11 protein-coding genes and 1 pseudogene are annotated in these 11,673 nt (G+C 60.2%); 6 read left to right on the plus strand and 6 right to left on the minus strand.

Translation table 11 applies throughout. The features are described 5' to 3' along the window. Nucleotides 1-168: 168 nt before the first annotated feature. Both EL257_RS21235 and EL257_RS21240 read left to right on the plus strand, forming a co-directional pair. Entirely contained in the window at nucleotides 169-1,488 is a 1,320-nt protein-coding gene (locus EL257_RS21235; protein ID WP_126365928.1) for an MFS transporter, read from the plus strand. Between the two features lie 226 nt (nucleotides 1,489-1,714). Next, complete coding sequence (locus tag EL257_RS21240) at nucleotides 1,715-2,344, plus strand: flavin reductase family protein (protein ID WP_126365930.1); 630 nt, start codon at nucleotides 1,715-1,717, stop codon at nucleotides 2,342-2,344. Between the two features lie 4 nt (nucleotides 2,345-2,348). Here the strand turns inward: EL257_RS21240 and EL257_RS21245 are convergent, their stop codons facing one another. After that, nucleotides 2,349-2,591, minus strand: coding sequence for a hypothetical protein (locus EL257_RS21245; protein ID WP_126365932.1), 243 nt, complete (start codon nucleotides 2,589-2,591; stop codon nucleotides 2,349-2,351). Nucleotides 2,592-2,635: 44 nt separating this feature from the next. Further along, nucleotides 2,636-2,989: a putative quinol monooxygenase gene (locus EL257_RS21250; protein WP_126365934.1), complete on the minus strand. Its 354-nt coding sequence runs from the start codon at nucleotides 2,987-2,989 to the stop codon at nucleotides 2,636-2,638. Nucleotides 2,990-3,385: 396 nt separating this feature from the next. On the opposite strand from EL257_RS21250, the gene EL257_RS21255 reads away from it, so the two are divergent. Beyond that, nucleotides 3,386-4,315, plus strand: coding sequence for an AraC family transcriptional regulator (locus EL257_RS21255; RefSeq protein WP_126365936.1), 930 nt, complete (start codon nucleotides 3,386-3,388; stop codon nucleotides 4,313-4,315). Nucleotides 4,316-4,463: 148 nt separating this feature from the next. Here EL257_RS21255 and EL257_RS21260 read toward each other — a convergent pair whose 3' ends face one another. Both EL257_RS21260 and EL257_RS21265 read right to left on the minus strand, forming a co-directional pair. Next, on the minus strand, nucleotides 4,464-5,912 hold the full coding sequence (locus EL257_RS21260) for an aldehyde dehydrogenase family protein (RefSeq protein ID WP_172604571.1): 1,449 nt from the start codon (nucleotides 5,910-5,912) through the stop codon (nucleotides 4,464-4,466). Then, complete coding sequence (locus tag EL257_RS21265; RefSeq protein WP_126365940.1) at nucleotides 5,912-7,549, minus strand: 5-guanidino-2-oxopentanoate decarboxylase; 1,638 nt, start codon at nucleotides 7,547-7,549, stop codon at nucleotides 5,912-5,914. Before EL257_RS21265 ends, EL257_RS21260 begins: the two co-directional genes overlap by 1 nt. A 217-nt stretch (nucleotides 7,550-7,766) precedes the next feature. Between EL257_RS21265 and EL257_RS21270 the strand changes: the two genes are divergently transcribed. Then, nucleotides 7,767-8,648 carry a LysR substrate-binding domain-containing protein gene (locus EL257_RS21270; protein WP_126365942.1) on the plus strand — a complete coding sequence of 294 codons (882 nt, stop codon included), beginning with the start codon at nucleotides 7,767-7,769 and terminating at the stop codon, nucleotides 8,646-8,648. A gap of 117 nt (nucleotides 8,649-8,765) precedes the next feature. Here EL257_RS21270 and EL257_RS21280 read toward each other — a convergent pair. Next, nucleotides 8,766-9,026 (minus strand): annotated as a pseudogene (locus EL257_RS21280) (NAD(P)-dependent oxidoreductase); the annotation flags it as partial. A 77-nt stretch (nucleotides 9,027-9,103) separates the two neighbouring features. On the opposite strand from EL257_RS21280, the gene EL257_RS27810 reads away from it, so the two are divergent. Then, the gene (locus tag EL257_RS27810; protein WP_016773438.1) at nucleotides 9,104-9,280 is read left to right on the plus strand and encodes a hypothetical protein; all 177 of its coding nucleotides are present in this window, start codon (nucleotides 9,104-9,106) and stop codon (nucleotides 9,278-9,280) included. A gap of 109 nt (nucleotides 9,281-9,389) precedes the next feature. On the opposite strand, the gene EL257_RS21285 is transcribed toward EL257_RS27810, so the two are convergent. Then, on the minus strand, nucleotides 9,390-10,280 hold the full coding sequence (locus EL257_RS21285) for a helix-turn-helix domain-containing protein (RefSeq protein WP_126365943.1): 891 nt from the start codon (nucleotides 10,278-10,280) through the stop codon (nucleotides 9,390-9,392). Nucleotides 10,281-10,467: 187 nt separating this feature from the next. Between EL257_RS21285 and pobA the strand changes: the two genes are divergently transcribed. Continuing rightward, nucleotides 10,468-11,652 (plus strand): 4-hydroxybenzoate 3-monooxygenase, encoded by a 1,185-nt coding sequence (gene pobA / locus EL257_RS21290; protein ID WP_172604572.1) that lies wholly within the window; start codon nucleotides 10,468-10,470, stop codon nucleotides 11,650-11,652. Nucleotides 11,653-11,673: the final 21 nt, after the last annotated feature.

The raw sequence follows: 11,673 nt of genomic DNA on the forward strand, positions 1-11,673 counted from the left end.
TCGGCGGCAATCCGCTTACTGACACAATCGAATAGGCGGATTTCCGCTCACGCGTTTCCGTCACCCCCTCTAAACCGGCCCTCTCCCCGTTGGCACAGCTCCTGCTATAGCCCTCGCAGGCTGCGTTCCAACGCGCTCCACAAAAACAATTAAATGAAGGATCCTTCAATGGATAACTCCAACGCCCTGCCTGTCGGGTCGGCTGCCGCGCCGGTTAAAGAAAGAACCACCGCCAATCGCATCAAATCGATCTTCAGTGGTTCGGTCGGCAACATGGTCGAGTGGTACGACTGGTACGTCTATGCCGCCTTCTCGCTGTACTTCGCCAAAGCCTTCTTTCCCAAAGGCGACACCACTGCCCAACTGCTCAACACCGCTGCGATCTTTGCCGTAGGCTTCCTGATGCGCCCGATTGGCGGCTGGCTGATGGGCTTGTACGCGGACAAGGTCGGGCGCAAGAAAGCGCTGATGGCTTCGGTTTACCTGATGTGTTTCGGCTCGCTGATCATCGCGCTCAGCCCCGGTTATGAAACCATCGGCATCGGCGCTCCGATCCTGCTGATTTTTGCGCGTCTGCTGCAGGGCCTATCGGTCGGTGGCGAGTACGGCACGTCGGCGACTTACCTGTCGGAGATGGCAACCCGCGATCGCCGTGGCTTCTTCTCCAGTTTCCAGTACGTGACCCTGATCTCCGGCCAGCTCATCGCGCTCGGTGTGCTGATCGTGCTGCAAAACTTCCTCACCACCGAAGAGCTGTACGCGTGGGGCTGGCGCATTCCTTTCGCCATTGGCGCGCTGTGCGCAGTGGTGGCGCTGTATCTGCGTCGCGGCATGGAAGAAACCGAGTCGTTCACCAAGAAAGAAAAAGCCAAGGAAAGCGCGATGCGCACCTTGCTGCGCCACCCCAAAGAGCTGTTGACCGTGGTTGGCCTGACCATGGGCGGCACGCTGGCGTTCTACACCTACACCACTTACATGCAGAAATACCTGGTGAACACCGTCGGCATGAGCATTTCCGACTCGACCACCATTTCGGCCGCCACGCTGTTCCTGTTCATGTGCCTGCAACCGATCATCGGTGGCCTTTCCGACAAGATCGGCCGTCGTCCGATCCTGATCGCCTTCGGCGTGTTGGGCACGATCTTCACCGTGCCGATCCTGATGACCCTGCACACGATCCAGACCTGGTGGGGCGCGTTCTTCCTGATCATGGCGGCGCTGATCATTGTCAGCGGCTACACCTCGATCAACGCAGTGGTAAAAGCCGAGCTGTTCCCGACCGAGATCCGCGCCCTGGGCGTCGGCCTGCCGTATGCACTGACCGTATCGATCTTCGGCGGCACCGCTGAATACATCGCGCTGTGGTTCAAAAGCATTGGCATGGAGACCGGCTACTACTGGTACGTCACGGCATGCATCGCCGTGTCGTTGCTGGTGTACGTGACCATGAAAGACACGCAGAAGCACTCGCGCATCGTCACTGACTGATCGCAGCCCCTGTAGGAGCTGCCGCAGGCTGCGATCTTTTGATCTTGAACGACAAAAATCAAAGATCGCAGCCTCTTGTAGGAGCTGCCGCAGGCTGCGATCTCTTGATCTTGATCTTGATCTTGAACGACAAAATCAAAAGATCGCAGCCTGCGGCAGCTCCTGCAGGGGGCTTGTGTCTGGCACTATGGCTGCACTCGAACGCAGCCTGAGGAATACACCCGTCATGCCTGATGACATCCATTTCTACGAACCGGCCAACGGCCACGGCCTGCCCCACGATCCGTTCAACGCTATCGTGGGTCCGCGGCCCATCGGCTGGATTTCTTCGCACGATGCCCAGGGCCAACTGAACCTGGCGCCGTACAGTTTTTTCAACGCCTTCAACTACATTCCGCCGATCATTGGTTTCTCCAGCGTCGGGCGCAAAGACAGCTTGAACAATATCGAACAGACCGGTGAATTCGTCTGGAACCTGGCTACCCGGCCGCTGGCCGAGCAGATGAACCAGAGCTGCGCGATGGTCGCGCCAGAGGTCAACGAGTTCGAGTTGGCGGGCCTGACGACCGTGGCATCGAAGGTGATTTCCGTGCCGCGGGTGGCCGCGAGCCCGGTGTCCTTCGAGTGCAAGGTCACGCAGATCATTCAACTGCAACGCGCCGATGGCGCCACCGTGCCGAGCTGGCTGATTCTCGGCGAAGTGGTCGCCGTGCATATCGCGAAACGGCTGTTGAAGGACGGCATCTACGACACCGCCGCAGCAGAACCGATTCTGCGCGGCGGCGGGCCGGCGGATTATTTCCAGGTCGGGCCCGAAGCCCTGTTCAAGATGTGGCGTCCGGGCGCAGGCCAGTAACGCGTTACCAGATCAACTCGGCGTCGTCAGTGACGCCGTGGAGTTTATCCAGCTCGTTGATGGCCGCTTCGTCGGCAGCGATGGCGCCGGGGAAGATCTGCTCATCCAGCAGTTTATGAAAGCGTGGGGCGCCGCCATCGACCAGGGCCTTGACCGCGATAGCCGCGTAATAGCCCTTGTTGCCGCCCAACTCGACGGGGACGACTGCGGAAACTGCTTCGAAGCGTTCAAATTCTTTACGTGCCATGTCGCGGATCCTGGCTCAGACAAATTAAGCCGGACATTAAACCCTCAACCGGCGAGTTTGTGTACCGGCGCTGGACACTGACCGAGCGCTTGCGCCGCCGACACGTCTCTAAAGGTGTGAAAGTCGAGGCTGTTGACCACCAGGTCTTGCACCAGCTCGGCAAAGACTTCCATCGACGCACTGTTGAAATACGCGGTCATCATCTGCTGGCTGCTCCAGTATCCGCTGACCAGCCACAGCTCGGCATCGCACTGCGATTGCTGCAACGAAAAGCTCAGGCAACCGGGCGCCGCGCGCGACACTTCGATCAACGCGCTCAGGCGTACACCGAGTTCCGCCGAACGCCCGGCTTGTGCACGAACGAAGGCCATATGACTGACAGGCATGTGCTTGGACATGATTAACCCTCCGATGGAATCGTGTGACAGCCGGGAACGGGCTGCGACTGAAGCAAAGATTAAGGGCCTGGGCCCCTGCGCCGTTAGTCGATTCCTGCCTTCGCTTTGCACAATCCTGCGAGACTGCGCAGACGACCTGTAACAACCTGTAATCCGCGCAACGTGTCTGTCATACGCGTTTTGTGTAGGAGCTGCCGAAGGCTGCGATCTTTTGATTTTTGCCTTGAAGATCAACAGATCGCAGCCTTCGGCAGCTCCTACAAGGTTGTCTCGACGCAGGCACGCAAGCAGCTCCAGGCAGGATCAGGCAAGCATTTGGCAGGATGTGTCTACCGCTGGCGCTTGCACAAACATATGCTTTGCATCATTCCACCTCTCCTGCCGAGGATGCCGTGCATGACGTCATTCGATCGTTTTCAAGCCGAACCCAGCGCCGACATGGAAAAACAGCGTGCGGAGCTGGCCGCGATCATTCGCCGCAACACCACCGACGATGGCAGCTACCAGACTGCCATCGGTTCGCTGTACATGTCGCGCCACACCCGGTCCCATGACTTCGCCCCGGTGCTCGCGCAACCGGCGCTGTGCATCATGGCGCAGGGCCGCAAAGAGGTGCGGCTGGCCGACGAGTTCTTCAATTACGATCCGCTGAATTATCTGGTGGTGTCGGTTTCGATGCCGCTGAGCGGGCGCGTGGTCAATGTCTCCCCGGAGGAACCGATCCTCGCCGTGCGACTGGACATCGACCCGGCAGAAATCACCGCGCTGATCGCCGACGCCGGCCCCATGGGCGTGCCGACTCGGCCCACCGGCCGTGGTCTTTACGTCGAAAAGATCGACAGCTCCATGCTTGATGCGGTGCTGCGTCTGGCGCGTCTGCTGGATGCACCGAAAGACATCGCCATGCTCGCGCCGCTGATCCGCCGGGAAATTCTCTATCGCCTGCTGCGCAGTCCGCAGGGCCATCGTTTGTACGAGATTGCGATTACCAACAGCCAGAGTCATCGCATCAGTCAGGCAATCAAATGGCTCAATGGCAATTTCGAGCAGCCGTTGCGCATCGATGATCTGGCCAAAGAGGTGAACCTCAGCGTGTCGACCCTGCATCACCGCTTCAAGGCGATGACGGCGATGAGTCCGTTGCAATATCAGAAGCAGTTGCGCCTGCAAGAGGCGCGGCGCTTGATGCTGGCCGAAGGGCTGGAAGCTTCGGCGGCGGGGTATCGGGTGGGCTATGAAAGTCCCTCGCAATTCAGCCGCGAGTACAGCCGCTTGTTCGGCGCGCCACCATCGCGGGATCTGGCGCGGTTGCGGCTTTCAGTCTGATGCGGCTTTTGTAGCGCAGCCGATGACGCAATCGCCAGCAGGGCTGGCTCCCACAATGGTTCTTCGCAGTGCACAAATCCCCTGTTCACTGAAAATCCATTGTGGGAGCTAGCCCTGCTAGCGATTGCGTCAGACGGGCAACTCAATTTCAGACTGCCCGTACTACATGCTTTATCTCCTGAAACGCCGCCAAACCCCAAGGCCCCAGTTCGCGACCGATGCTGCTCTGTTTGTACCCACCCCACGCCGTTTGCGGAAAGATCACTTGAGGTGCATTGATCCACACCAGCCCCGCCTGCAACTCATTCGCCACACGATCCGCCGTGGCGGCATCGCGGGTGACCACACTCGCCACCAGGCCAAATTGCGTGTCATTGGCCAAGGCAATTGCCTCGGCTTGCGTGCTGAAACGGCGCACGCACAGCACCGGGCCAAAGATTTCTTCGCGCCACAGCGCACTGTCCAGCGGCACGTCAGTGAACACGGTTGGCTGCAAGAAATAACCGCGCGGCAGATCCGCCGGACGATTGCCGCCACACAGCAATCTGGCCCCTGCACTCAACCCACGATCGATGTGCCCGAGCACTCGCTGATACTGCGCCTGATTGACCAGCGCGCCCATTTCCACCTCGGGGTCGAACGGATCCGCCACACGAATCGCCTGGGCGCGCTTGCGCAAACGCTCGAGAAACTCATCCGCCAGCTCATCGGCCACCAACACGCGACTGGTGGCCGAACACATCTGCCCCGCGTTGAAAAAACCACCGCCACAGGCCAGCTCGACCGCCAGGTCGATGTCGGCATCTGCCAACACCAACAGTGAGGATTTGCCGCCCAGTTCCAGACTCACGCCCTTCACGGTTTCCGCCGCGCGCTGCATCACCTGCACGCCGACCGCGTTGCTGCCAGTGAAAGAGATTTTCGCAATACGCGGATCCGCCGACAGCGGCGCACCGACCGCCAGACCGGTGCCACAGACCAGATTGAACACACCGTTCGGCAAACCGCATTCGGCAATGATCGCCGCCAGTTCCAGCTCCGGCAGCGGCGTCACTTCCGAAGGCTTGAGCACCACGCAGCAGCCTGCCGCCAGTGCCGGCGCGAGTTTCCACGCAGTGGTCACCATCGGGAAATTCCACGGCACGATCAGCCCGACCACACCGCACGGTTCGCGGCGCAGACGTGCGCTGAAATCCTCGCTGGGCAGCGGCACATTCGTATCCCCTGCGGCGTCGAGGCCTTCGGCAAGTTCGGCGTAATACTCGAACGTGGCGATCACGTCATCGACATCGATGGCCGCTTCGAACTGCGGTTTGCCGTTGTTGCTCGATTGCAGTGTGATCAACTGCTCGCGACCGTTGCGCACGCCATTGGCGATGTTGCGCAGAATCGCGCCGCGCTCGGCGCCGCTGGTTCTCGACCAGTCTGGGAACGCCTGCGTGGCCGCGGTCACGGCTTGATCGACAGCTTGCTCGTCACCGCCATTGACCGTGGTCAGCAGCGCCTCGGTCGCCGGATTTATGACGCGCAGATGCGCCGGGCCGGCGGACCATTGGCCGTTGAGGTAGATGCCATCGAGGGTGGTCGGGAAATTCATCATTGGGCCACCGCCTGCATCCATTGGCGCTGATCGATTTCAATCACGCTGGGGCCTTGGCGATCGTTGGCTGCACGCAACGCGCCACGCAGTTGTGCCACGGAGCTGACCGCTTCGGCCGCACACCCGAGAGCCTTGGCTACGCCGATGAAGTCCGGGGTGTAGATATCCACGCCGACCGGCTCGATGGCGCGGTTGACCATGTATTTCTTGATCTCTTCGTAGCCTTGGTTATTCCACAGCAGAACGATCACCGGCGTACGCGCTTCGACGGCGCTGGCCAGTTCCGGCAAGGTGAATTGCAAGCCACCGTCGCCGATCAGGCACACCACCGGCGGCCTTTCGCCGGACTCGACGCGGCCACCGAGCCATGCACCAATGGCCGCCGGCAATGCATAGCCGAGCGTGCCGTAGCCCGTAGACGAGTTGAACCAGCGCCGCGGGCGCTCCGGGTTGAACGTCAGGTTGCCGGTATACACCGGTTGCGTGGAATCGCCGACCAACACCGCATCCGGCAACTCATCGAGGACGGTTTCGAGGAAACGCGTCTGCGCCAGAGTTGCTGCGTCCCACGTCGTCGCCAGATCCTCACGCAGACGCGCAGCACGCACCTGCCCCCAGTCTTGGCGACGCTGCGCCAGCGGTTGCTGCGACATGGCAGCGAGCAATGCGCATGCGGCGTGGCGCGAATCGGCCACCAGTGCGACGTGTGGCGGGTAATTGCGCACGGTCTGATCGGCGTCGATATCAATGCGCAGCAGCTTGCCGGGAATTTTGAAGCCGCCGGCGAAGGTCACATCGTAATCGGTTTCGGCCAGTTCGGTGCCGATCGCCAACACCACATCGGCCTCAGCGACCAGCGCGCGGGTCGCGACCAGGCTTTGCGTCGAGCCGATCAGCAGCGGGTGAGTCGACGGTAACAGGCCTTTGGCATTGATCGTCAGCGCCACCGGGGCATCGAGCCGTTCGGCCAGTTCGACAAGCTCGGCAGCGGCTTCGATGGCGCCGCCACCCGCGAGGATCAGCGGGCGTTGGGCGGTGGCCAACAATTCGGCCATGCGGCTGACGGCGGCCGGGGCAGCACCGGCGCGGTCGATGCAGACCGGCACGCTGGCGAGCAGGTCGTCGGCCTCTTCCACCAGTACGTCCAGCGGAATTTCGATATGCACCGGACGTGGTCGCCCGGCCTGGAACAGCGCGAAAGCACGCGCCAGCACCGCTGGCAACTCGGCCGCCGACATCAGCGTATGCGAGAACGCTGCGACGCCGCCGACCAGTGCGCTCTGGTTCGGCAACTCATGCAGCTTGCCGCGTCCGCCGCCCAACTGGCTGCGCGATTGCACGCTGGAAATCACCAGCATTGGAATCGAGTCAGCGTAGGCCTGGCCCATCGCCGTGGTGATGTTGGTCATGCCCGGGCCGGTGATGATGAAACACACGCCCGGCTTGCCGCTGGTGCGCGCGTAGCCGTCGGCCATGAAGCCGGCGCCCTGTTCGTGTCGCGGTGTGACGTGGTTGATGCTCGAACGGGCCAGCCCGCGATACAGCTCAACGGTGTGCACCCCGGGAATGCCGAACACTTGTTCAACCCCATAATTTTCCAACAGCTTGACCAGTACTTCGCCGCACGTCGCCATTCGATTGCCCTTTCATTCACTGAACACTCCCTGTGGGAGCGAGCCTGCTCGCGAATAGGCGGTCCAGCCAATATCCATATCGAACCTTAAACCGTCATCGCGAGCAGGCTCGCTCCCACAGGGTCCGTGGAGTGCCCATTGGAACGGCGCACAGCTAGCAGCAACAATCGATTAAAAGTCATACTAGCCATGCCCTCACGTCATACCTCGGATCATCATGAAACGCCTGCCTCCTCTACCCGCCCTGCACACATTTCTGATTACCGCGCAGTGCTGCAACTTCACCCGCGCCGCCGAGCAGTTGCACATTACTCAGGGCGCGGTGAGCCGGCAGATCGGCGGGCTGGAGGAACATCTCGGTTATCCGCTGTTCATCCGCCTGGCCCGAGGCCTGGCGCTGACTGCCGAGGGGCGTGAATGGTTGCCGCGCGTGGAGCAGGTATTCGCCGCGATCGGCGAAGCCACCGAACAGATCGGCCAGACACGTCAGACCTTGCAACTCAAGGCCCCGAGCTGCGTGATGCGCTGGCTGTTGCCGCGCCTGTTGCAATGGCAAAAGGAGCGCCCCGACGTACCGGTCAAACTGACGGCGTCGCTGCAGCACGGGGTGGATTTTCACCGCGAACAGTTCGATGCCGCGGTGATTTACGGCCAACCACCGGACCACTCACCGGGCGCGCTGCATTTGTTCGATGAACAACTGACACCCGTCTGCTCGCCGCAACTGCTCAAGGGTTCGCCAGCGCTGAATTCGCCTGCGGATTTGCAGCAGCATCTGCTACTGCACCCGACTCACGATATTGAGGACTGGTCGGTGTGGCTCGATGAGGCTGGTCTGCAGCTTGGCAACCTCGGCAGCGGTCAGCATTTCGAGACGCTGGATCAGGCAATGTCGATGGCGTCCCACGGCACGGGTGTGGCGATTGGGGACTGGTCGCTGATTGGCGACGATCTGAACGCTGGACGGCTGGTGATGCCGTTTGCGTTGAAGGTGAAGACGGGGTTGGCGTATTACGTGGTGATGCCTGCGGGTGTCGAACCATCGCCCGCGTTGGAAGAATTGATGCTGTGGCTGGTAGAACAAGCCCAAACCCGCTGATTACCGCGCGCCGCTGATATTCCTGTAGGAGCTGCCGCAGGCTGCGATCTTTTGATGTTGTTTTTAAAGATCAAGATCAAAAGATCGCAGCCTGCGGCAGCTCCTACACGGGATGGGTCAGTATTCGATCGTAAATCGCTGGCGCGAATGTTTTGGTGTTTCCAGCAAATGATCCTGACCGAGACGAAACGTGCCGCTGCGCTCACCCTCGACAAATTCCGCCGACGGCGACACAAAGGTCCAGTCCAGTTGCTGTTCCTGAAGCAACGCTTGAAGGAACGCCGCCCCCGCGCTGGCCTCGGTTTTGTATTCTTCGGGGAAACCCGCGCTGTCGATCACACGCGAATCGTCCGGCAACAACAGCGAACCGGCATTCCCCCCGCAGGCTGCGATCTTTTGATCTTGTTCTATGCTGAAAGTAATACCGCAAGGTAGACGTTCAGAGGTCGAACACCATGAACATCAAAACAAAAAGATACGCCGCGATTTTCATCACCTGCGCTGCCACCCTGGCGCTGTACGGCACCGCAGCCTGGCGGGTCGAGCAACTGCGACAGCTGCCCCGCGAATACGCGAGCTGCAACTATGAGCGGTGCATTCCGCACAACGCCACGCTCAACGCGTTGCGCTGATGCACTGGCCGGCATGAGCTCTGTGGGAGCTGGCTTGCCAGCGATTGCGGTCCGACCTTCAACATCAAAGGTGACAGCAAGCCAGCTCCCACAGGGTTTGGCGGTGTGCTCACGTCTGTTGCTCGGCCTTCAGTCGGTCGCGGAACGCCTTTGGCGAAATGCCCACCCGGCGCCGAAACAGGCGCGTGAAATTGGTCGGATCGGAAAACCCCAATAACTCCGACATCTCGTAAATGGTCATGCTGGTGTACGTCAGCAAGCGCTTGGCTTCGAGCAACTGACGCTCGTGCATGATCTGCAGCGCCGGCTGCCCCGCCAGTTCCCGGCACGTGCCGTTGAGGTGCGAAACCGAAATGCCGAGCCGATGCGCCAGATCCTCGACCTTCACATGCTGACGATAAGTCTCTTCCACCAACTGGATAAAACCGTTGAGATACTCGCGCTGGCGCTGCGGACGCTGGCTCGCCTTGTGGCGCACGATGGCCTGGCGACTGACCCAAACCATGATCACGCTGACGAGCGCATGCATGAGCATTTCACGCGCCGGTTGATGGCCGTTGTATTCAGCCTGCAACGCCGTGAAGAGGCTGTTGAGATAATCGCCGTCGTTCCCTGCCGGATAGTGCTCGGCATGGGCCAGCGCGTGGACTGAATCACCCAATTGTGCCTGCAAGTGGGTGATGAGCGGAGTAGCGAGGGTGACGATAAAACCTTCCACGTCCTCGGAAAACCGAAAGCCATGCACCGACAAAGGTGGCAGGACCTGAATGGCCGGGGTGTCAAGTTGCGTGCGTTGCCCTTCGATTTCAAGCTCTGCCTGACCTTTGAAAACGAAGAGTAATTGGCATAGATCAGCGTGACGATGGGGTTTGATTTCCCATTCATGTTCGCGGCTGCGAGAAGAAATGGTTTCACAGTGCAGCAAGTCAGGGGTCGGCCAGTCCAGGCTTTCACCGTAGAGCTTGAACACGGGAATCGAAGGCAGCTCAGGCTTGTTCATCACTTCAATCCAGGCCTCAGGGTTGTGGGGCGATAATCGCACCGATTGGCAGAATGTACAGGTATCGGCTCAGTTTTCACCTTCAATTGACAGACCCGCAAGGGAAAAATGCAAGCACTCGATCCATAAAAATCATTCGCCGGCGCCTGCCGCGTGAAGCTTGCGAGTCATAAAAACAATGAAAACGCTGAAAACCCAAGTCGCCATCATTGGCGCCGGTCCGTCCGGTTTACTCCTCGGCCAGTTGTTGCACAACGCTGGCATCGACACCCTCATCCTCGAACGCCAGACACCTGACTATGTGCTCGGCCGCATCCGTGCAGGCGTGCTGGAACAAGGCATGGTAGAGCTGCTGCGCAAGGCCGGCGTGAGTCAGCGGATGGACGCCGAAGGCCTGGTTCACGGCGGTTTCGAGCTGGCGCTGGACGGGCGACAGGTGCACATCGACCTGCACGCATTGACCGGCGGCAAGACCGTGATGGTCTACGGGCAAACCGAAGTCACCCGCGACCTGATGGCCGCTCGTCGGGAGGCCGGCGCACCGACGGTTTATCAAGCCGGCAATGTCGTTCCTCACGGCATGAAAAGCGACGAGGCGTTTGTCACCTTCGAAAAGGACGGGGAAACCTGGCGTGTCGATTGCGATTACATCGCCGGCTGCGACGGCTTCCATGGGGTCGCCCGACAGTCGATTCCTGCCGATTGCCTGAAGGTGTTCGAGCGGGTTTATCCGTTCGGCTGGCTGGGCATTCTCGCCGACACGCCACCGGTTCACGATGAATTGGTCTATGCCCGCCATGAGCGTGGCTTCGCCCTGTGCAGCATGCGTTCGGCCACGCGCACCCGCTATTACTTGCAAGTGCCGGCGGATGAAAATGTCGATGACTGGAGCGATCAGCGTTTCTGGGATGAGCTGAAAAACCGCCTGCCCTCGGCCCTTGCAGAAAAGCTGGTGACCGGCCCGTCGATCGAGAAAAGCATCGCGCCGCTGCGCAGCTTTGTCGTCGAGCCGATGCAGTACGGGCGGATGTTCCTGGTCGGCGACGCCGCGCACATCGTCCCGCCCACGGGTGCCAAAGGCCTGAATCTGGCGGCGAGTGACGTCAGTACGTTGTTCGATATTCTGCTGAAGGTTTATCGCGAAGGCCGGACCGACCTGTTGGAAAAGTATTCGCAAGTCTGTTTGCGCCGGGTGTGGAAAGCCGAGCGGTTTTCCTGGTGGATGACATCGATGCTGCATCGTTTCGACGATCATGATGAATTCAGCCAGCGCATCAGTGCTTCAGAACTGGACTACTTTGTCAGCTCGGAAGCCGGACGCAAAACCATTGCAGAAAATTACGTCGGGCTTCCGTACGAGGCTATCGAATAGCCTGCTATCGACTTACACTGC

The organism is Pseudomonas fluorescens, from assembly GCF_900636825.1.
Lineage (GTDB): Bacteria > Pseudomonadota > Gammaproteobacteria > Pseudomonadales > Pseudomonadaceae > Aquipseudomonas > Aquipseudomonas fluorescens_BG.